This is a genomic window from Thalassospira sp. CH_XMU1448-2 (assembly GCF_037027285.1).
In the GTDB taxonomy this organism is placed as follows: domain Bacteria; phylum Pseudomonadota; class Alphaproteobacteria; order Rhodospirillales; family Thalassospiraceae; genus Thalassospira; species Thalassospira profundimaris_C.
This window is the reverse complement of record NZ_JAYMEA010000002.1, coordinates 460,147-482,061: the sequence shown is the minus strand read 5'-3', so window position 1 is coordinate 482,061 and position 21,915 is coordinate 460,147. Positions and strand designations below refer to the sequence as shown.

At 52.9% G+C, this 21,915-nt stretch carries 19 protein-coding genes; 12 read left to right on the top strand and 7 right to left on the bottom strand.

What is annotated here, in order from left to right:
* The first annotated feature begins 2 nt into the window (after positions 1-2).
* Positions 3-791: an SPOR domain-containing protein gene (locus WA318_RS09580; RefSeq protein ID WP_336080720.1), complete on the top strand. Its 789-nt coding sequence runs from the start codon at positions 3-5 to the stop codon at positions 789-791.
* 15 nt (positions 792-806) lie between these two features.
* On the opposite strand, the gene WA318_RS09575 is transcribed toward WA318_RS09580, so the two are convergent.
* Positions 807-1,115, bottom strand: coding sequence for a DUF5818 domain-containing protein (locus tag WA318_RS09575; protein WP_114097646.1), 309 nt, complete (start codon positions 1,113-1,115; stop codon positions 807-809).
* A 145-nt stretch (positions 1,116-1,260) separates the two neighbouring features.
* Here WA318_RS09575 and WA318_RS09570 point away from each other — a divergent pair, with 145 nt between their 5' ends.
* From WA318_RS09570 to WA318_RS09555, 4 genes are all read left to right on the top strand, one after another.
* Positions 1,261-1,956: a GGDEF domain-containing protein gene (locus WA318_RS09570; RefSeq protein WP_114097645.1), complete on the top strand. Its 696-nt coding sequence runs from the start codon at positions 1,261-1,263 to the stop codon at positions 1,954-1,956.
* A gap of 218 nt (positions 1,957-2,174) precedes the next feature.
* Positions 2,175-4,058, top strand: coding sequence for an EAL domain-containing protein (locus WA318_RS09565; RefSeq protein WP_336080719.1), 1,884 nt, complete (start codon positions 2,175-2,177; stop codon positions 4,056-4,058).
* Positions 4,055-5,791 carry a sensor domain-containing diguanylate cyclase gene (locus WA318_RS09560; protein WP_336080718.1) on the top strand — a complete coding sequence of 579 codons (1,737 nt, stop codon included), beginning with the start codon at positions 4,055-4,057 and terminating at the stop codon, positions 5,789-5,791. Before WA318_RS09565 ends, WA318_RS09560 begins: the two co-directional genes overlap by 4 nt.
* 12 nt (positions 5,792-5,803) lie before the next feature.
* The gene (locus WA318_RS09555) at positions 5,804-7,186 is read left to right on the top strand and encodes a DUF2336 domain-containing protein (RefSeq protein WP_336080717.1); all 1,383 of its coding nucleotides are present in this window, start codon (positions 5,804-5,806) and stop codon (positions 7,184-7,186) included.
* 50 nt (positions 7,187-7,236) lie between these two features.
* On the opposite strand, the gene WA318_RS09550 is transcribed toward WA318_RS09555, so the two are convergent.
* Together WA318_RS09550 and WA318_RS09545 are read right to left on the bottom strand one after the other, a co-directional pair.
* Entirely contained in the window at positions 7,237-7,731 is a 495-nt protein-coding gene (locus WA318_RS09550) for a GNAT family N-acetyltransferase (RefSeq protein WP_336080716.1), read from the bottom strand.
* 48 nt (positions 7,732-7,779) lie between these two features.
* Positions 7,780-8,031, bottom strand: a complete 252-nt coding sequence (locus WA318_RS09545) for a sulfurtransferase TusA family protein (RefSeq protein ID WP_114097640.1) — start codon at positions 8,029-8,031, stop codon at positions 7,780-7,782.
* Positions 8,032-8,151: 120 nt separating this feature from the next.
* Here WA318_RS09545 and WA318_RS09540 point away from each other — a divergent pair, with 120 nt between their 5' ends.
* The 3 genes from WA318_RS09540 to WA318_RS09530 all read left to right on the top strand — a co-directional run bounded on the left by WA318_RS09540 (position 8,152) and on the right by WA318_RS09530 (position 10,580).
* A complete protein-coding gene (locus WA318_RS09540; RefSeq protein WP_114097639.1) occupies positions 8,152-9,072 on the top strand; it encodes a sulfite exporter TauE/SafE family protein in 921 nt (306 codons plus the stop codon).
* Positions 9,072-9,836 carry a TIGR02186 family protein gene (locus WA318_RS09535; RefSeq protein ID WP_336080715.1) on the top strand — a complete coding sequence of 255 codons (765 nt, stop codon included), beginning with the start codon at positions 9,072-9,074 and terminating at the stop codon, positions 9,834-9,836. Before WA318_RS09540 ends, WA318_RS09535 begins: the two co-directional genes overlap by 1 nt.
* Positions 9,837-10,076: 240 nt before the next feature.
* Positions 10,077-10,580, top strand: a complete 504-nt coding sequence (locus tag WA318_RS09530) for a universal stress protein (RefSeq protein ID WP_114097638.1) — start codon at positions 10,077-10,079, stop codon at positions 10,578-10,580.
* An 80-nt stretch (positions 10,581-10,660) separates the two neighbouring features.
* Here the strand turns inward: WA318_RS09530 and WA318_RS09525 are convergent, their stop codons facing one another.
* Together WA318_RS09525 and WA318_RS09520 are read right to left on the bottom strand one after the other, a co-directional pair.
* The gene (locus tag WA318_RS09525) at positions 10,661-13,099 is read right to left on the bottom strand and encodes a tetratricopeptide repeat protein (protein WP_336080714.1); all 2,439 of its coding nucleotides are present in this window, start codon (positions 13,097-13,099) and stop codon (positions 10,661-10,663) included.
* A 252-nt stretch (positions 13,100-13,351) separates the two neighbouring features.
* Complete coding sequence (locus WA318_RS09520; RefSeq protein ID WP_336080713.1) at positions 13,352-14,443, bottom strand: saccharopine dehydrogenase family protein; 1,092 nt, start codon at positions 14,441-14,443, stop codon at positions 13,352-13,354.
* Between the two features lie 165 nt (positions 14,444-14,608).
* Here WA318_RS09520 and WA318_RS09515 point away from each other — a divergent pair, with 165 nt between their 5' ends.
* The 3 genes from WA318_RS09515 to WA318_RS09505 all read left to right on the top strand — a co-directional run bounded on the left by WA318_RS09515 (position 14,609) and on the right by WA318_RS09505 (position 18,950).
* Positions 14,609-15,046 (top strand): Lrp/AsnC family transcriptional regulator, encoded by a 438-nt coding sequence (locus tag WA318_RS09515; protein WP_336080712.1) that lies wholly within the window; start codon positions 14,609-14,611, stop codon positions 15,044-15,046.
* Between the two features lie 45 nt (positions 15,047-15,091).
* Complete coding sequence (locus WA318_RS09510; protein WP_336080711.1) at positions 15,092-16,942, top strand: adenylate/guanylate cyclase domain-containing protein; 1,851 nt, start codon at positions 15,092-15,094, stop codon at positions 16,940-16,942.
* A gap of 148 nt (positions 16,943-17,090) precedes the next feature.
* Positions 17,091-18,950, top strand: coding sequence for an adenylate/guanylate cyclase domain-containing protein (locus tag WA318_RS09505; RefSeq protein WP_114097633.1), 1,860 nt, complete (start codon positions 17,091-17,093; stop codon positions 18,948-18,950).
* Positions 18,951-19,050: 100 nt separating this feature from the next.
* On the opposite strand, the gene ykgO is transcribed toward WA318_RS09505, so the two are convergent.
* Together ykgO and WA318_RS09495 are read right to left on the bottom strand one after the other, a co-directional pair.
* Positions 19,051-19,176 (bottom strand): type B 50S ribosomal protein L36, encoded by a 126-nt coding sequence (ykgO, locus tag WA318_RS09500; RefSeq protein WP_007090004.1) that lies wholly within the window; start codon positions 19,174-19,176, stop codon positions 19,051-19,053.
* 148 nt (positions 19,177-19,324) lie between these two features.
* A complete protein-coding gene (locus tag WA318_RS09495) occupies positions 19,325-20,356 on the bottom strand; it encodes a class I SAM-dependent methyltransferase (protein WP_114097632.1) in 1,032 nt (343 codons plus the stop codon).
* A gap of 184 nt (positions 20,357-20,540) precedes the next feature.
* On the opposite strand from WA318_RS09495, the gene WA318_RS09490 reads away from it, so the two are divergent.
* On the top strand, positions 20,541-21,914 hold the full coding sequence (locus WA318_RS09490) for a DnaJ domain-containing protein (RefSeq protein ID WP_336080710.1): 1,374 nt from the start codon (positions 20,541-20,543) through the stop codon (positions 21,912-21,914).
* Position 21,915: the final 1 nt, after the last annotated feature.

Sequence of the window (21,915 nt, the reverse complement as noted above, 5' to 3'; positions counted from 1 at the left end):
CAATGGCAAGACCACCCTGTGATCGCAATCAACATGCAGCACCTGCGTTGCATGGAGTTTGTGCATCCTGGAATCGGGGTGGTCTTTTGCTTTTGATCGGTTTTCTGGCTTTCGGGGCGATTTCTACTGCGTCAACGCCTTTGGCAATAGCACAGACACCGGAAAACCCGACCATGCCGACCGGTGTCGACATGATCCCGACGGATTTGCCCGCACATGCTTCTGAACCGGTGAACCGAAACCGGCCCTTAAGTTTGCTGCCCGGCACCATTCCCGTTGATAACAGTATTGAAGACGACGCAGAAATACCGTCATTGGCAAACCAGTACTACCAGACCCTGACCGGAACCGCACCGGCGCGTCAAAATCGGACAACACCAGCTGCAACCGTCACCAGGACCAAGGTGATTTCGACCCAAACAACCGAAACCGGCACATCCGCACCGGCCCCGACCGGCGCAACGGAAAAGCAAACCCCGATGGTTGCAATCAGGACCGAAACGGCGTCCCGTTCACCAAATATTGTTGGGAACGACACAAGCGGGATTTACCTGATCCAGCTTGGTGCATTTCGCGATACCATTTCAGCCGAAAGCTATTGGGCGAGCTTCCTCGTAAGGTATCCCGACCTTTCCAGAGCACATACCAAACAGATTGTGACGGCCGATCTTGGCACCAAGGGCATTTATCATCGCCTTCAACTTACCGGCTTTGCCAGTTATGAAGGTGCGAAACAACAATGCCGCCAGCTTAAATCTGACGGCACTGATTGTTTTGCTACACATCGCTAGGACGTGGTCGCGTGATCAGTTTCCCGGCGACAGCAACACGATCTTTTCGACGATCAGAGTCGTTGCTTCGGTACAGGTCGTCATAAGGGCATTATGCCCGGTCACACGAACCTTATCCCCCGGACGGAATCGGCTTGCCTTGTTGGCCAGCGCATAAAGCGTTCCATCTTCGGCACGGAAGGTTACACATTCCCTGCCCTGATCGGTAATTTCACCAGCAACGGTGAAGTTTTCTTTCTCCAGAACGGAACAGGCAGACAGCGCAACAGCAACGCCAAACACTGCGACTTTCCTTGCAAACCCAACCATCAACCGGTTTTTCATCGGTCGTTCTCCTGTGCGTGAACGATTCTCTTTGAACACAAACTCTTTCGTGTCGCGTTAAGGTTCTTGTAACGCCATCAACGATACAACGATAGCTACCTTTTAAGGGTTCCACCTTTCATTGTCATTGATTACAAGACAGCCCATGGAAAAGTCGCAGATAGAATTGCTCATGGAACTTGCCGCTGATTTTCAGCAGCAAACGGCAATCAATAATCGCGCCTCGGAACAAACCGAGCAGAGCAACGCCCTGTCGACACTGGTCGATCTTGCCCGTGACATGCAAAACCGCCTTGATCAGCAACAAAATCGCATTCGTCAGCTAGAACTGATGGTCGAGAGTGACGAGCTTACAGGCCTTTATAACCGTCGCGGTTTCATGCGGCGCACGCGCGAGGCACTGGCACGCGCGGCACGCACAGGCGAACGCGGCCTGATGGTTATTGCCGATCTGGACGGTTTCAAGGAAATCAACGACGAACATGGTCATGCTGCGGGTGATGCGGTGCTGCGGCATTTCGGTCAGAACCTGCGCACCCACACCAGATCTGATGACTATGTTGCACGCTTTGGCGGTGACGAATTTGCCATTCTGATGACTGGTAGCAGCCCGGATGCCGCACAAAAACGCATCACCCAGCTTCAACAGGCAACCGCACGTTTTCCGCTGATATGGCAGGGCAAAGCATTACCGATCAAGGCAAGTTTTGGCCATACGGTCTATGACGCAAAAAGCGATATCTCGGAACTGATCCGCATTGCAGATGATGCAATGTATGAACAGAAACACGCTTCGCGCAAAAGCCACAACATCCGCAAAAAAGACACCGACGCGGCATAATCGATTGGATGTTTTTGCCCGCATCACGACAACCCAGCGGACAGACACATTGCCAGAAAGGTCGATTTATCAGGAATTTCTGAATTTGCGCAGAAACAGCTACGTTTTTTGGCTTATCAAGTGCAAATCATTCATATCCTTTGTAAGATCGTCATCTAACAACCGTAGTGAACACTACGATATATAAAGATCAGGCGGCTTTGGATGACGGTTCTCAAATGACAGAAAGCACTGGCTACTCTGCGGAAACAAATGACCAAGACCTTTTGGCCGCCATGGCATTCTGCTGGGCAGACATGTTGCTGGAGGTCGATGAAAACGGCTATATCCTGTTTGTGGCCGGTGCAACCGAAAGCCTTTTGGGCTGCACGCCGGATCGCTTGATCGGCGAAGCTCTTGAAAAGATTGTCGTTAAATCGGAACGCCCGTTGCTAAGGGCCTATCTGCATACCAGTAATGGTTTGAAACGGCTTGAAGAACTCGATCTCGATTTTCAGCTTTGCGAGTCAGATGATCAGCCTGTCAAGGAAGCGGTCCCCTTGTCGCTTAGCGGCTATGTGATTGCCGATCCATCACTGCGTTATTACATCGCAGCACGTCACCGGGCCATTCGCCCGCGCGCGCGATCCGGCATTGACAGGATCATCTTGCAAAACGCGGTCATTCGTCAGAACCAGAATGCCGAAACACGGCAAACCCAGTTGCTCAACACCAAGGAAGCTACCTGCTACCATAGCGAAGCACTGGTTGTACTTGAAAACCTTGCGGCATCCCGTTCGCAGGCAGAAACAGCTGCAACCAGCGAGCTGGCACGCCTGATCGGCATCGGCGCAAAGCGACTCTCGTCGTTAAGCGCGTCAGAAATCATGTCATCGGGACGATCAGCACAGATTCATCCGGTCGATGAACCAATGATCGAGCTCGAACGCCGCATCGTTGCCTATGCCAGCGCACTGCGCGCCGATCTCGAAACACCGATAGCAGATGAAATTCGATCCGAGTCCTTGTCCCCCGGCAATGACGGCCTCGCATCACTGACCAACAGTTCCGGAACGATTGACAAGAAATCAGCGCAAACGGATATCCGCGATCCATTTGGTCGTGATTATGACAGTGCCCGTAACATCCATCATTTTGATATCAACAAAGATAAAAATGACCGCGACACCAACCTGACGCGTGCCGTCGCCTATGCTCTGAACAGGATGCAGCGCAAAGCCCAGAATGAGGTTACAGCAGCACGCCTGTCGGCAAGCCTGCCACATCTGATCAACGAGACTCTGAAATCAGTCCGTGCATTCCGCGAAATTGTCGAAAATGGTTCCTTTGCCGTTGCCTTGCAGCCGATTGTCCATTTGCGCAGCCAGGAAATGCACCATTTCGAGGCGCTGGCGCGCTTTACAATTGGCAACAGCCCGCTTGCTGTGGATCAAATCATCCATTTTGCCGAAGGTACAGGCCTTATCACCGAGTTTGATCTGGCAATGTGCGGCAAGGTTCTTGATCACCTGCGCGACAATGCAAACAAGATTCCCCACCCGGTCGCCGTCAACCTTTCCGGACACTCTCTTGAACAGGCAGGTTTTCTTCCTGCAATTGCAGATTTGCTTGATCAGTATGACATTGCGCCGGATCGCATTTTGTTTGAAATCACCGAAACATCACGTATTCGCGCCTTGGCAGAAGTCAATAACGGATTGCAGGTTCTGCGCGAACGTGGTCATGAGATTTGCCTCGATGATTTCGGGGCCGGTGCTGCGAACTTCGAATATCTGAGCGCGCTTGATGTCGACATCATCAAGTTTGACGGCGGTGCGATGCGTACCGCCCTTGCCAATCCCAAAGGCCGAGCATTCCTCAAGGCGACAGCCCTTCTTTGCAATGATCTGGGTATTCATACCATTGCAGAAATGATCCACGATCAGGCCAGCTATGAAATGGTGCGCGATCTCGGAATTGATTACGGGCAAGGATATCATCTCGGCCCGCCTGTTACCCTTGGCAGTGATGATTCCTTCGAGAAATTGACCAATGATATTGTACATGTTGACGCGACAGAGGACAGCTTAACGGCCTCAAGCGCAACAGGAGGAAACCTATGACGCCCCACCATCCTGTTGGTTCCAGGGAAGATGATCTGGGTACGCCAGACGACCTGACCAGCTATGATGCAGACGTTTTCACTCTTGACCCCAAAGTCATGGCGCAGGCCGAAGCACCGGTCATCGTGATGGATTCCCATGGCGTGCCCCTGTTCGCCAACAAGAATGCTGTTGGCTTTGCCAAGGGTATTCGCGATGGCCTTTTCCCCGAGATTTATCAGCTGATCCGACGCACCCTGACCACACCGGGCGGGGTTGTCGAAATGATGACTTTCGAAGTCCAGCGCGGCACGGCCACGCTTGAGCTCACGGCCCTTCCGACCACCAACAATCAGGTCATGATCCTGCCGCGCGATGTCAGTATGGATCGCAACCTGCGTGAAGCGCTGATTGATTCCCGTCAGCGTTACCGCGACATCGTCGAGGTTTCTTCTGCTTTTGCCTGGGAAACCGATGAAAGCGGCAAGTTCATCTTTGTTTCGCCACGTGGTGCGCTTGGCTACCGGGCAGATGACATTGTCGGGCGGTTCCCGAAGAACTTCCTGCTCGATACCGCCGATCAGGATAGCGAACATGTGTTTCGCAGTCAGAAAGCCGTTCGTGATGTTCCGGTCTGGTTCCGGCGATCAAATGGCAAGGATGCCTGTCTTTCTGTCTCATCAACACCGGTATATTCCCGCGATGGGCGATGGACCGGCACACGCGGCCTTGCCCATGACATCACCGAACAAAGACGCCGTGAAAGTGAAGTTGCTACTGCGCGAAATCGTGACCGTCTGATGACCTATATTGTGCGAACAATGCGAGACGAGATTGATCCGCTTCTTGTTCTCAAAGGCGCATCCGAGGCAAGTACACGTGCGCTTGCCTGCTCAAACTGCATCATCTTCAAGCGCAACGACGAAACCGGTGAACTGGAAGTTGCCGCAGGCGGCGATAGCAAGGACGTCAATGATATCGCCCAGCAGGCTCTGAACCAGTTGCTGGGTGCTGGCGAAACCTTTGATGCCCATGTTGGTGATTTTCGTATCTATGCGTTGCGCTGTCATTACCATCAGCGCAACAATGGTGCCGTCATCTTCATGTTCTCGGCCGATCATCCCGAACCGACCGATGGTGAACGGGCCATCATGACCGAGGTTTCTGATCAGGTCGGTATTGCCATCGAACAGGCAATCCAGCATGAACGTATTCTGACCCTGTCACGAACCGATGGCATGACCGGACTGCTTAACCGCCGCGCCTTCTTTGAAGAACTCAAACGCCGTCACAGTCGTCTACAGCGTGAAAGCGCCCCGGCGGCCCTGATGTATGTCGATATGGACAACTTCAAACTGGTCAATGATATTCACGGCCATCAGGCGGGGGACGAAGCTATTCTTGCCCTTACCCGTGTTCTTCAGGAAAATGTCCGACCAGCTGACTTGATTGCCAGACTGGGCGGTGACGAGTTCGTTTTGTGGCTTGAAGGCGCAGATATTGCCGCCGCATCCGGACGTGCACGGCTTCTGATGAACGAAAGTGCGGTCTTGCGCCAGTATTCCGGTGACAAGGAACATCCGCTGGGCATATCAGTTGGCATCGCTGTCCATGAACCCGATTCAAAAGAAAGTCTTCAACAACTTGTGCAACGTGCAGATCAAACCATGTATCAGGTCAAGAAACGTGGAAAAGGTCGTTTTGGCATCGCTGCCGCACCCGGATCAGATGACCCGGCAAAGATCGAAGATTAGGAGGAATGCCCGATGAAGGGATTTTTGCAGCGGGTATTCACCAAACGCCGGGAAACCCCGATCACATATGACGAAGCCAAGGAAATGGCAGCAAGCCCGGACGCGAATATCCGTGGCAAACTGGCACAGCGTCATGATACCCGACCGGAAATCCTTTATTTCCTGGCGACCGATAATGATTCATCGGTTCGTCGTCATATTGCAGCCAACGAAGCCACACCTGTCCAGGCCGACGTTCTTCTGACCGATGACGTTGATGACGGTGTGCGCGGAAGCCTTGCCGAAAAGATCGCGCATCTGTCTGCCGGACTGACGCCGAACGAGACCGATAAACTGCGCCGGATGACATATGAGGCGCTCGACAAGCTGGCGCGCGATCAGGCGGTTCACGTTCGTCAGGTGATTTCGGAAACGCTTAAGGATATAGCCGAGGCCCCCCAACCGATTATTCAGCAACTGGCACGCGACACCGAAAGTGTCGTTTGTGGACCGGTTCTGCAATATTCGCCTGTCCTTACCGAAGAAGACCTTCTTGAAATCATCCAAGGAAGTTCAGGCCGTGGCGCGCTGAGCTTTGTGTCGCGTCGTCGGAATGTTGGCGAAAAGCTTGCCGATGCCATTGCCGCAAGCAGCGACAAGGATGCAATTTCCCATCTTCTTGGCAACAAGTCGGCGCAAATTCGCGAAGAAACTCTTGACCAGCTTATTGACCGGGCGCCGGATTATCCGGAATGGCACCAGCCACTGGTTGATCGTCCGAAATTGCCACCGACAGCCGCTGGAAAACTTGCGCGCTTTGTTGCCGAGAACCTGATCAGTGTTCTTGAACGTCGCAGGGATCTGAAAAAGGACCAGCTCGACGCGGTCCGTGAAGTTGTTCAGCGTCGCATTGCATCTGGAGAATTTGAAAAGCGGGACGAAGCTGCGGAAAACGCCCCTCAGGTCAAAAAGCAAAAAGCGGACAAGGCAACACCTGCTCAACCAAAGGCCGGCGCGGCAGAAGTCGGAAAGCAGGAAGAAGAGGAAGGTGAATCTGCCTTTGAGACCGCCCTTGCCCTGCATGCCAAGAAAAAGCTGACCGACAAGGAAGTGGCCAAGGCACTGGCGTCAAATGATGTGAAATTTGCCCGTGCGGCCCTTGCCGTTCTTGCCGGTATTCCCCCGGAGGCAGTCACCAAGGTTCTGAATACCCATTCGGCAAAGGGTGTTGTGTCACTTGCCTGGAAAGCAGGACTTCCAGCTGATCTGGCGGTGAAAATTCAGGTCAAACTTGGCCACGTCCCGCCCAGCCAGACCCTTAATCCGCGCGCAGGCAACCAGTACCCGCTTGGCGAGGATGATATGAACTGGCAGCTGGAATTCTTTACCGGGATGGCGACCACGGGCCTGCGTTAAACATACCGGTTTCACGTTTCTCATAATTGATCATGCAGTGACGCCCGGTTTTATGCCGGGCGTTCCATGCAGATATGAGGAATGTCATCTTCAATGTATTCATCACCAAACTGAATAAAACCAAGGCTTTGGTAAAATTCCCTGAGATAAAGCTGCGCATTAAGATAGATCGGCTTTGACACAAATTGCTGGTCGCAAAGCGCAATGGCACGTTCCATCAATTCACGACCGACACCTTGCCCGCGCAAACGTTCACTGGTGACCACGCGTCCGATTGCAGGACGGTCTCCCTGCTCTGTGTGATCCGGGTCGATGCCCGGCGCGACAATCCGGGCCGCAGCCAGAACATCCTTGCCGTTGCTCTTGGCGTCCAAGGCCAAAAGATGGGTGCAAACCGGGTCAAGCCCGTCAATTTCAGGGAAGATACATTGCTGTTCGATGATGAATATTTGTTGGCGCAGCCGCAGAAGACTGTGAACCTGATGAGCCGTCATGGCGTCGAACTGGCAGACGACCCACGCCAGATCGCTAGATGTATCAGACATTGAGATGCACTTTCCGAACAAATCCGTTGATCGCGCCAATAGTTGCGATCAGGAGGCGATCTTTTCTATGAAATAAATAAAGACGTCATCTTCCTGGTGCGAGGCAATCAGGCGGTTTCCTGTCATTTCACAAAATGACTTCATATCGGCGACCGATCCCGGATCCGTTGCCAGAACTTTCAGAATGCCGCCGTTCTGAACATCACGCAGGGATTTCTTCGCTCGCAAGACCGGCATGGGACAGATCAACCCTCTGGCATCGAGGACGATATCAAATTTATCACTTGAAGATGACGTCATGAAAGACCTTATAAAAAATCGGAATTCGGCCTGATATAGCGGTAATTGGCGATTGTTGCATTTACACAATATGTTAGACTGAATAATAACAATCAATCAAACGCTGTTAGCCTGCCCACGATGCAAATCTATCTCCCTATTGCCGAAATATCGGTAAATATTTTTCTGATTTTGGGACTGGGCGGCGGTGTAGGCTTTTTGTCTGGCCTGTTTGGTGTTGGCGGCGGCTTTCTGATTACGCCGCTTTTGATTTTTTATGGCATCCCCCCGGCAGTATCCGTTGCAACCGCTGCAAACCAGATTGTCGCATCATCGGTTTCCGGTGTGTTTGCGCACTGGCGTCGCGGCAATGTCGATCTGAAAATGGGGCTGGTCCTGCTGGCCGGGGGTATTGTCGGCTCGACTGTAGGCGTTTGGGTATTTGCCTGGTTGCGGTCCCTAGGGCAAATTGATCTCGTCATTTCACTTTGCTATGTCATTTTCCTTGGCATCATTGGCGGGATGATGTTGCTTGAAGCAACACGTGCCATCTTCCGAACCCGTCGCAAAGGTGCGATCCGCCGGTCAAAAAAGCATCAGCACAGTTTTATCCATGGTCTGCCGCTTAAGATGCGGTTCTACCGTTCTGGTCTTTATATCAGCGCCCTGTTGCCGCTGGCTGTCGGCTTTTTTGTTGGCATGCTGACCGCCCTGATGGGGGTTGGGGGCGGTTTTGTCATGGTGCCTGCCATGATTTATCTGCTGGGCATGCCGACCGGCGTTGTGATTGGAACGTCTCTTTTCCAGATCATCTTTGTCACGGCGAACGTGACTTTCCTTCAGTCGGTTCAAACCCAAACGGTCGATGTTGCCCTTGCCATCCTGCTTCTGATTGGTGGCGTTATCGGAGCGCAGTTTGGAGCCCAGTTCGGGGCCCGGCTCAAGGCAGAACATCTTCGTGCCCTTTTGGGACTACTGGTGCTCTCGGTGTGTCTCAAGCTTCTGTTTGATCTGGTGATCGAACCAAGCGAGCTTTATTCGATCATGCCGGGGGACCTGTGATGACGTCTCCGGTCCGGATTTTCATGTCGTTCTGCATGACCGTATTGACCTTTGTCGCAGTAGAAAGCCCGATCAAGCGTGCATCTGCCGATCCACTGGTTGTTGATCTGTCCAACCATCTGGTGGCAATCACGACCGGCTTTACCGGAACCGACGTGTTACTGTTCGGCGCAGTTCAGCATGAAGGCGATGTCATTGTCACGGTGCGAGGTCCGGATCAGGACATGGTGGTTCGCCGCAAGGAACGCAAAGTCGGGATCTGGGTGAATGCCGAAAGCGCACGATACAAAAATGTCCCGGCCTACTATGCCAGTGCATCCAATCGTCCGATGGATATCATTGCCCCGCAAAGCATTCTGCAGGATTACCGTATCGGGCTGGAAAATCAGCGTTTTATTGCCACAAGCGACAATCCGGATACCGACCAGGAGGTCTATCGTGCGGCATTGGTCCGCAACATGCAAAATGCCGGTCTGTTCAACCGACGCCCGGCCAAGATCAGCTTCCTGTCCAATCAGTTGTTCCGGACCGACATTCACTTCCCGGCCAACACACCGACAGGGACTTATACGATCAATGTCTATCTGATCCGTGATGGTCGTATCGCAAGTGTGAAAACCACACCACTTGTGGTTTCAAAAACCGGTATAAGTGCCGAAGTTTACGAATTTGCCCATCGCTATTCAGCCCTTTACGGGATCATTGCCGTTATCATCGCGGTGGTTGCAGGCTGGATCGCAAGTGTAGCCTTCCGCAAACGTTAAGCTGTTTGGGGTCAGTTTTGATCCTCGCCATCTAGCTGTATAACAGTCCCCATGCAAGCAGTTACTACGCAAGTGCAGCATATATTTACTCGCACCTGCGAAGCATGAAACTTTCGGTGTGACAGTAAAAACCGCTTGGAAACACAGCCTGATTTACGGCAAACTTCACTGATCCGAGCGATGCCTTGCCCCGTCAACAGAGGCATTCGGTCGGCAGAATGAACAATTCAGAGAGCCCATATGACGTCCTTTGATGCCGATCAGGAACTCCGCGCCTCGACCAACCGAACATTTCTTGTTGTTGTTGATAACAGTGATGAAATGACAAAGGCCCTGCGCTATGCGTGTCGCCGTGCGCAACATACCGGAGGTCGCGTTGCCCTGCTCAGTGTCATCGAGCCTGCAGAGTTTCAGCACTGGATGGCTGTTGGCGACCTGATGAAGGAAGAAGCCCGTGAAGAAGCAGAATCGCGGGTCAATGAACTGGCTGCCTATGTCCATGAACAGACTGGATCAATGCCGCTTCTGTTCATTCGCGAAGGTCGTCTTAAGGATGAATTGCTGAACCTTCTTGATGAAGAAGAACAGATTTCCATTCTGGTTCTTGCAGCGGGCACCACGTCAGAAGGCCCCGGCCCGCTGATTACAGCCCTGACCAAAAGTGACACCGTCGGCCAGCTTAGGCTGCCACTGACGATTGTTCCTGCCGCTCTGTCTGAAGCCGACATTGACGCCTTGAGCTGATCTTATCCTGCAACCATTCCGTCAGCTAAGCCAATATAGAGACTGACAGACTAACCTTCACGCTCACGCTTAGCGGCGTCTTACATCACATTTTCGACGGGAACCGCCATACATTCCTCAAGGAATTGCATATAGGCGTCAAAGGACGATTTCTGCCCGAACAGGATATGCGACCGGCTTTTTATGGCGTGCGATACCACCGAACGACGGCGTTTATCGGTTGCCAGGGTCAATGCAGTATCGACATAGTCTGCCGAGTGATATGCCACACAATCAAAGACCGAAATCTGGCGATAACAGGTATGGCTGCGTCGGGATCGCGCCGCACTTCCGGGCAAGGTCACCAGTGGGACACCAAGCCCCAGACAGTCAAAGGCCAACATTGCGTCATTCCATGCCGGGCTTTCAAGCACGACATCAACCGCACAAAGAAGCGACAGCAAGTCTGCCCGGCTACGCACATTGACAAAGCGCATCCGTCCCGCGACATCGGCATAATTTACGGCAAACCGGCGCCCCCATGCGGCGTCCCAGCTGTCACGTTCCGGTGCGATCAATAACAATTCGGCGGTTTCGTCCAGACGTAAAATCTCGGCAATCAGCGGATCAAAATCGGCGGTCAGAACATCAAGCGGCTGCGGACACAAATAGGTATTTCGGTCCTGTGCCAGACGCCAGAGACGCTGCAATTCTGTTGTCGTCATATCCACGCTTTCAGGCGGCGTGGCATTGACGAACAATCCGGGCAAACGAACAAGCTTTTCACTGAAACGCTTTTCGCCTCCTGCTGTTTCCCAGTCCTCTGCAATCAAATGATAGTCGATGTTTGAAAGGCCGCTGGTCGCCGCAATACCGCCTCCGGAAATCTGAAGCGGAGCCAAACGCCAGCTTGCCAGCAACATTGTATAGGCATCTGCCTGCGGATCGGCATAATGCAGGACATCCAGATCAAGGCCGGAAATCACCCGTGCCGAGTGCAATGGATCAAGTGGCAAAGGTACAACCAGATCGGCATGTTCATCGATCCGCATCGTAATGTCATCTTCACCGGTCGGCGGGCGAATGACGGTTACATCGAACCGGTCCCGGTCAATGGCATCGACAAGACCAAGCACCCAACGCCCGATACCGTTATCACACATATTGGCTGACACAACACCAAGGCGGATCTTGCCACCCTTTCGATCCCGCGAAAGATTGACTTCGGGCACATCATAGCCCGAAACAAGCCGTTCCCAGTAATGACCAACCGCGCGCAACTGCTTGTCACCTTCCGGACGCAATGCCGCACGCCAGACCGGAGGAAAGCGCGTGAGGATCATCGGGTCAATGCGATCAGATCCCACAAACGAAAGGTCTGGTTCAAGCGCATCTTCATCAAGCGTGTCATCAAGAAGATCGCGAATAACTTCGTCATTCTGTGCGGCAAGATTGGTTGGAACCGGCGCAAACAGTAACCGGCGCGCAGTACGAAACAGCGCAGTGTTTTCACCAGCGGCAATTTTGCGATCAATACCGTTCTGCAACACCGATTGCGCCGAGCCGGTATCACCTTCCTCGGCAAGTTCCACAGCCAGACGAAACACGGCATCGTCACCGCCGCCCGCCCCGATTGCAGCGCCGAACCGTTCAACGGCTTCGCTATGACGGCCAACAAGGCTAAGGGCCTCGCCCATCATCAAAAGCAATTGCGGGTCGTGGGGATTGGCCGCAAGTAACGGCTCCAATGCGCCAATGGCCTCCATCCCCTGCCCGACACGCAGATTAAGCAATGCCAGTGTTCGACGTGCCTTGGCGTCATCGGGATCTAGCGCCAGAACCTGTCGCAGGCAATGCTGGGCACCTGCAAACTGTCCAAGACGGAAAAGCGCATCGCCATAAGCGGTCAATGCACGTTGATGTCCCGGTTCCAGTGTAAGTGCCCGGCGCAAAGGTTCGCTTGCCGACACTGTACGCCCCTGATCAAGGCGGATTTGCCCGATCAGAACCAGCGCATTGACGATATCGTCACGCATCCTAAGTGCGGTCATGCACGATGTTTCGGCACCGTTGATATCGCCCATTGCATAAAGGCATGCCGCATAATTGGCATGAATTTCCGCAATATCGGGGGCAAGTTCAAGCGCGTGTTCATAGTTTTCGCGCGCGTCTTTCAACTCATCAAGCTGGCGATAGGTATTGGCGATATTGCAGTAAAGGGCTGGCGCATCCGGACAAAGCCGAATGGCACGCTTGAACGCACCAACCGCGTCGCGCAACTTGCCAATCGCCTTGAGCGCCTGGGCGTGATCGTGCTGGATTTCGGCACTATTGGCATCGGCAATTGCAGCGCGCCCCATTCGTTCCGCAGCCAGAACCTGATTTCCTTGTTTTGCCGCAACCAGGCCCGCCAGATGCATGGCGTCTGCGGCTTGCGGATATGCACGGATCAGCATGCGACAGGCTTCTTCGGCCTCCGCAAACCGGCCTGCTTCATACAGGCCCAGTGCAGATCGGTATGTGGCATCGAAATCAGACAAGGAATACCTGTTTTCATAATGAGTTTGATTAACGGCCACCATAAGGGCCAAGCGTTAACAAACAACGTCTTTGCCACAAATAATCGGCTCTGACCATGCCTTGCCTGCCAAAAGACTGACATGCTTTGGGATACTTCAAAATTTGCTGACATTCGAATGAAGCGAACGCTGATAACAGGCTGATAGCAAAAGAAATCCCCCTGAAGCACTTCAGGGGGATTTCGAGACTTGCCTGCCGGTAATTATCAGATTTTAGACTGCAAGCTGACGATTGGCGTAATAGCGACCAAAACGGTTGGCCAAAAGATCATCCAGTCCGACTTCTTCCTGACGCACATAACCGGTTCCCGGTAGCTTGCCGGTAAGCACCATATCCATCACCGCACACAATCCGGCCGATGTCGTGATCTGGATGGCGGACCAGTTCTTACCGCCAATTTCCGTACCATGGACCTTGCGGATGAAGTTTTCTTCGCAAAGTTCGCCGTTACGGGTCCCGACGGCGTCAGCAAAGATCACAATCACATCCTGCTGCGTGACTGGCAGGGCATTTTCAAAGATTTCCTTCATCATATCCGGGCGTTCGCCCAGACGAAGGTCTTCAATCAGGATTTTCAGAATTTCCTGATGGCCCGGATAACGGACAGTTTTGTAATCAAGATTGTCGACCTTGCCTTCAAGCATGTCACAAAGCGCACCAACCCCGCCCGACGTATTGAAGGCTTCGTATTCGGTGCCATCAATTGTGAAACGCTCATATCCTTCAAGCGGAAGAACCTCGACACGCTTGCCGTTCAGGATCGCCTCACAGGGATTGAGATATTCGTTGATCAAACCGTCCGTCGACCAAGTCAGGTTATATTTCAAACGGTTGGTCGGGTTTTGTGGCAGGGCACCAACCCGGAGACGAAGCTTTTTGACCGTATCAAACCGCTTGAACAGATCGTGCGCAGCGATCGAAATAAAGCCCGGCGCGAGACCACATTGCGGTACAAATGCCCCCGCTGCGCCCTTGGAAATTTCGCGAATGGCACGGGTGGTTTCGACATCTTCCGTCACATCGAAATAGGATGCGCCAACCGCACGGGCAACACGCGCAATCGCGACATTAAGGTAAAACGGACAGGTCGACAGAATGGCATCATGACCGGTGGCGACCTCGGTCAGGGCCACCTCATCGGTGACATCAACCTTGATAAGGGTTGCGGCATCATCCCGGGCACAGAATTCCAGCATATCGCCATTGGCATCTGCCAGGGTCACCGCATAGTCGCCACTTTCCTTAAGCATTACAGCGGCCATACGTCCGATTTTACCGGCACCAAGGATCAAAATCTTTTTCATTGTCTCTAACTCCCGACGGAACAGACACCATCGCGATGGATGCCGTAACTGCCCTGATAACGTTTTGTTGTTTACCCCTTTATGCTCCGCCGCTGGACTAACGCTTGCAACCCGGCAATACTGTCAAAACAATTGAATAACCCGTCATTTTAATGGGTATGACCGATGAAACGCCGACTTGATGAAACCGACCGTCGCCTGATCGCAAGACTGCAGGAAAATGCCCGCATACCGACTGCTGCACTGGCGCGCGATGTCGGACTATCACGCAGTGCTGTACAGGAACGGCTCGAACGCCTTGAAAAATCACAAACCATTACCGGATACACCGTGCAGCTCGGAGACAGCGCGCGACCGGTTCTTCTGGCCGAAGTCATGATCCAGCTAGAACAAAAGCAATCCGCAGGAGTGGTCGGCGCATTGCAGAAAATCCCGCATTGCATTCGCTGTCTGGCAATTTCGGGGGAATATGACCTGATTGCCGAAGTTGCCGCTGATACGCCCGAAGAGCTTGACGGGGTACTGGACCGGATTGGCGAGCTTTCCGGGATAAAACGAACATCAAGTTCAATCATCCTTTCAACCAAGTTCGATCGCCGCTAAGATGCCGCCTGAGGTTGGGGAACCTCCGTTTCAGGAAAAAACCGAGTGATATCCAAACGCAGATATTCTGTCCTTTCTGTCCTTCTTGCCAGTTTCGTTACCACCAGCGTTTTTGGTGTTGGCCTTGCCCTGTATGTCGGTCTTGGTACCGCATATGAAAACACCCGCAATCTCTGGGTCATGCTGGCTGATGTGGACCTGACAGCTGTCCAGCGCACCATGCATGAACGTATGAGCGAAGTTGATGAACGTTCCGACTGGGTCGCAAAGCAGGTCGCCGACGGCACACTTGATCCCAGCTTCCAGTATGGCTGGACCAATGCGATGCGTGCCCTTGCTGCCGCAGACATGGATGTCATGGCCTATGGTCTGATAACAGGGGACCGGCAATTCATCGGTTTCAATCCCGAAGATATGACAGAAATCCGACGTACCCTGCCCCAGGACGATATGCTGTTTTCCGAATTGGCACACATTCGTGGCCCGGTTTCCAACCGCACCGGATTTCCGCGTTGGGATCCGTTTTTCAATCGCACGGTCCTGACCAGTTGGGTTCCGCTTTTTTATGACGGGCATTATCTGGGGACCTTTATTCAGTATCTGTCGCTGTCAAACTTGTCGGACAGCCTGATTCGCGGACGCGAAGACCTTCCCGGCACTCCGTTCATCCTGATTGGCGGCAATCGGGTGATGGCCCATCCTGATTTGCGCGACTGGGGGGAAGACACCGCCAACAAACTGATCAACGGGGCTGATATCGCGCGAAGCCCGCTTCCATTGCCAACCATTCACGATATCGGTGACCGGGTTCTTGCCAATATCGGCAAATCGGAACGGATCAAAACGGATGAAAAAGATGAGCGGCAAAATACCGGCTTGCGCCTTGCCGGACTTGAAGTCGATGGCAAATATCATCTCATTGTCACCCGTCAGGTGATGAATGCCCCCATTTCACCTGTTATCATCGGCATACATTTTACTGAAGAGCTGTTTAATGATGAATGGAATCGCCTTGTTCTGGCGTCCGTTCTGGGTGGTGCTGTGCTGGTCATCGCGGTGATTGTCGCGATTATACTGTCCAAACAGTTCACCAAACCGATCCGGCGCTTTGCCGCCGCTGCCCGCGCCTTTGAGGATGAGGACATTGCCTCTGCCGATGTCCCGCAGCTTTCCGGAAGCCGTATCCGTGAATATGATGACGCAGCGCGCTCCTTTAACCACATGATGATGGCAGTGCATGACCGCGAACGGATCACCAATCTGTTTGGTAAGTTTGTCCCGCAATCCATTGCCAAAAAGCTTCTGGCATCTGGCAATGATTCTGGTGTGTTGCCGCCACAACAATCAGAAGCAACCGTCCTGTTTATCGATATCGCACATTTCACATCAATGTGTGAAAGCCTGCATCCAAATCAGATCATCGCGATGCTCAATGACTATTTCGATTGTGCAACCCAGATCATCGAATCCCATGGTGGCATCGTGACCCAGTTTCAGGGGGATGCGATTCTTGCTGTCTATAACGTGTTTGACGATCTGGAAAACCACGCGGATGCGGCACTTGATAGCGCCATTGCCCTGCAAAACGAGGTTTCCAGCCGTACATTCGAAGGCCTGACATTACAGATCCGCTGCGGGGTCAACACGGGACCGATGGTTGCCGGGAATGTTGGTGCAAAGGCGCGCTTGTCCTTTACCGTTCATGGCGATGCGGTCAATACCGCCTCGCGACTGGAACAGGAAAACAAGGTGCTTGGCACCAATGTTCTGATTTCCGAAACCACCCGGGTATTGCTTTCGGACCCCAAACGCGTTGTCAAAGCCGGTGACGTTCTGTTGCGTGGCCGCCACAGTACGACCGAGCTTTACACGGTGCCGGGCTTCAAGGCCAGTTAACGCGATCGGAACGGGCGGCGGCGGCGAGATGTCGCTCCGCCCTTTCCATGGTCTTCAAAAGCCCATAAGCTATTCAATTCATAGGCTCAGTTGAACTCAGACGACAGGCTGCGCTTCACCGAATCGCTTTAAGTCATTGGAGAGCATATTGGCAAAACGTCACGGGCGACTTTCCATTTTCGCGGTCCTGCTCAGCGGCTTGCTGCTCAGCAGTGTGACCGGCGTCGGGTTGTCGCTTTATTTTGGTCTCCAGACAGCTCTTCAGAATACCCGCGACCTCTGGATCACGATGACCAGTGCGGACATTGCCGATGCAGAACGGATCATCCACGACAGGCTGGCACAGACAGCGCGCCGCAATGTCTGGATCGCCACCAAGGTTGCCGAAGGCGCAATCGATCCTCTTTCACCAGCCTTCTGGTCAAGCCAGGCAGCATCATTGATCGCAACGGAAAAAGCCATTGCCGCCATCGGGATTACAACGCCCGACGGTTCCTTTATCGGTTACGATCAACACAATCAGAAGGTTGTGAAAGAAAAAGCTGATCTCTATGACATGATGATCACCTCACAGCTTCTGAAAATGGGACCGGCCCAAAGTCAGACTCTTTTCCCCTACTGGCAAAGCCTGATTGGTGAAGCTGTCCTTGGTGAAGCAATCCCGCTGTTTCAGGATGGTCAGTATCTTGGTGCACTGATCCAGTATCTCACCCTGCCCGGTTTGTCGCGTGACCTCCCGATGCAGCAAAAAGATGATGGACGCACAGCCTTTATCACAGTTGCAGACCACATTATCGCCCATCCAGGTCTGTCAAACTGGCAAAAGGTCAATATGCGCACCGAGAAATCGGGGTTCATTCCAAAATCGATTGAAGAAGCGACAAGTGTCCTGCCCCGTATGGATCAGATTGGCGATCCGATCTTGTCCCAACGTGCCAGATGGGAGCCGGTTGAGCTCGGCGATAGCCTGAGTTATGCACTTGATCAGCGAATTGATGCATCCCAGGTCGTGATTAACGGTGAATATCAGATCATCGTGACCCGAAACGATTCTGATGGCTCAACGAATCCGATCACATTCGGAATACATTTTGCGCCCTCTGTTTTCGAGGCAGAGGGACAAAGAATAAATCGACTGTTTCTTATCGGAGCCGTTGTTCTGTTGGGTTCCGTGATTATAGCGTGGGTGATCGCACACCTCTTTTCCCGACCACTCAAACGGTTCTCGATGGCAACGCGCCAGTTTGAAGACGGTGACCTCAAGGCATTGCCACAACTACCAGACAGCATCATCAGCGAATTCAACGATGCAGCAACATCCTTCAACCATATGGTCCATACGCTACATGATCGCGCCCGTATTGAACGGATCTTTGGCAAATTTGTGCCACCAGCTATTGCCCAGACACTTTTGACATCTCAAAGCGATACCGGCACCGTTCCGTCACGCAAATGCGTGGCCACAACGCTATTTGTAGATCTTCAGGGCTTTACGACAATGAGTGAAAAGGCCGATCCACAGGATGTGGTTGATATCCTCAATGCCTATTTCGCTGATGCCACCGCCATTATCGAGGCGCGCCACGGGATTATCACCCAGTTTCAGGGGGACGCGATTCTCGCGGTCTATAATGCGGTTGGAGAACAGCCAGATCACGCCGATGCAGCGCTGGAAACAGCGATAGAGCTCCAAAAGCTGGTTCACAGCAAACAGTTCAAAGGTACGACATTGCGGTGCCGTTGCGGCGTCAATACCGGTGAGCTTGTGGCAGGCAGCATTGGCGCACCTGATCGGCTTTCCTTCACGGTCAATGGCGATTCTGTGAATAGTGCGGCGCGACTGGAAGCCATGAACAAGGAACTGGGCACCAGGATTTTGCTTGGGGAAACCACGCGCAATCAGCTTTCTGATCCGTCACGCGTTACCCTTGCCAAGGAAGTTCTGCTCCGCGGCAGAAGCGAAACCACCGCGGTTTACACCATTGCCATTGACGGTATCGACGCCTAGGCACCAGACGCCACCACACATCAGGCAGATAAAACAAAACGCCGCACTGGATAAACCGGTGCGGCGTTTTGTAAAACCTTTGAGAACAAGGTACCGGGAATTAACCCTGGCGCGCCTTGAAACGCGGGTTCTTTTTATTGATCACGTATACGCGGCCACGGCGGCGCACGATACGGCAGCCTTTTTCCCGCAGCTTCGCGGATTTCAATGAGTTCCGGATCTTCATAATCTTAAACCTTAGAAACTTGGCCCCTTCGAGGAAGCCGGAAAATAGAAGTACGACATGCCCCTGTCAATACCTAAAACAGGTTGCGGCGACAGAAATCAGATCAAATCCCGTCAAAGTCGCCAGCAGCAGTCTGAAACCTGAGCGATCAATTGATCGTTGCGTAGAACCGATAAAAGGCCAGCGAGCCATTTTCAAGCATTTTTACGCGATTCATCCACATTTCCATCTCTGGAACGATATAATCCATCACATCCGGGTCCAATCCGGACTTTTGAATGTCTGAAAGCATGGTCATCCATGCTTTTTTGATGTGGACGAGATGGGTTTCCGACTCATCCTTGGCGATGCGGATATCAAATTTCAGTTGCCCGAGCCGGGATTTATATTCCTGTGCGGTCCAGGGATACAGCTCGTCACCTTCAAGTTTGGCCCATTGTGCCAGTGCATTATCGTCAAGATCGCGAGTCAGGACATAATCGGTAAACAGAATCTGCCCCTGTTCACGCAGGGTTTCTGCAACTTCGCCCAGAAATGCCTCCTTGCCCGGCACCTTGAACAGCTCGCCAAACGAATACACAACGTTGAAATAGCCTTTGCGCAATTCCGGTTCAGCCGGATCAAAAGTCTGAACCGGGACTCTTTTTTGCACACCGGCATGAACAGAACGATCCATCCCCAACAGGGCCAACTCGCCATCCTGCTCGAAGGCTGTTACCCAGACCCCGAGGCGATCGGCAAGCAAGCGCGCAACACCACCAAGTCTGGCTCCGATTTCAAGACAGCTGAGCGTTTCGTCAAGGGCCAGTGGCTTTGCGAGTTCCAGCGCATATTCGTGCCCACCCGGAATCATGATCCCGTGATCGAACAATTTGTCATACAGCTTGATTCGCTCTGGCGGCCAGCGCCCGATTTCCTCATCAAGATCAAGCTCGGCGAGCTCCGGCTCGACCGGGCGTGACAGCCAGACACGCATTTTGCGCAGCCATTCGGCATAGACATCTATTTCAAGCTGAAGCAGGTAATATTCGACCGGGTCGTCATACCCTTCCCATTTGGCGCGCAAACGGGTGCCAAAACCCAGATGATGGCCCGGCGGCATTTCGAACTCGGATACGGCAGCGTCATCCGACAGTTCGTCATCTTCGTCGACTTTGCGTTGCCAAAATTTGAGTTTCAAGCCGACTACCTGTTTATTCGAAATCTATGCACAAGTGATTCTTGCAAAATATGACAAATAGGCAAAAGTGACAACGTGTTAAGATTTCCATCATATGATTACGCCACCAGAGGCAAGCAGCAAAAGCTGCCTCGGTCAATCGCATGCGCCGGAAAGTGTGTCAGGACAGGAATCCGCTTTAGATATGAACAACGATCGTCTTGGCATCTATTACAGTATGCTGAACATTGCGCCCGGCGCGAGCGCAAAGGAAATCAAACTCGCCTATCGCAAACTGGCGTTTGAGTATCATCCTGATCGCAACACCGATCCGGACTCCGAAGAAAAATTCAAAGACATCACCGAAGCCTATGAAATCCTGACAGGTGAACGCAAAGCCCCTGCACAGGCATCCAATGGCGGCGCGAACCGCACAAAAGATACCGCCAAGGGCAAATCTGGCCCGTCCGATAAATCAACGACGTCGGGTTATGGTCCGAACGCCACAGGTGCGCAGAACGCCAACCGCACCAAACAGGGTTTTGCCGGTGCAGGACGCAAACAGGAAAAGGCCAAACCGGGCCCTGATGAAAAAGTCGCGCGCGCCAATCAGGCCTATCGCGAACAGCAGGCCAAGGCTGGCGCACGCAAAAGCAACATTCACCCCGGCGCCCGCAGGCATAATCGCAAGAAAACTGACAGCAATGCTCAGGGGTTCATTTCATGTGCAGTAACCGGGGTTGTTTCAGCCCAGCCCAGACAGGTCGAATTCAAGATCGTTCGCGGTTTCCTGCATTCCTGCAAGGTTGAAACCCTTACCGCCAATCTTGCCCCCAAAGGGGCGAGGCGTATGGCTCTTAAGGCAAGCTTGATTACCTGGCTGCGCGGTTTTTGGGGATGGCGAAGCTTCATCCCTGCCTGGAAGGCCATCCTGGGTAATATGCGTGGCGGCAGTTTCCCGCCCGAGGGTAACGCCAAAATGCTGTTTACCCATGCAACCGCCTTTGAGCGCGCCGGAAACAAACAACTGGCGCGGGCGGTGCTGATGCAGGCACTTGATTTCATTGGCACCAACAGGTCGGTTCTTGCCGAACAGGTACGTGCAAGTCTGCGCCGCCTCGAAGATGGCCAGCCGACACGACGCGTGCGTGACGAATGGAAACGTGCTGGCATGGGCGATGCACTTTTGCATCTTAGTCCGCTATTTGTGCTGATTTTTGTGGCTTTGATCGCGTTTGGTCCCGGTCAGGGATTTGTCACGCGCGAGATTCCCGAACTTGTCGCCGAAAAAGGCAGCCAGATCACCAGACAGGTCAAACAATTGATCGGCGAGGACCGCGATCCCTATTACGTTGACCGCGAACTTTTGAACATGCGTGACGGTCCCAGCGTCAATAACAAGATCATTCGCCGTCTGACCCGCTTTGAAACCGTCTATATTTCAGGTGACAGTCAGGGTTTCTGGATCGAGGTCGAAACCACTATCGGCGAAAACGGTTTTGTCAATCTTGACGCACTTGTGCCGGGCAATGGATCGACCGCCCGCGACAAATGGTGCACCACAAACAAATGCGACTGAC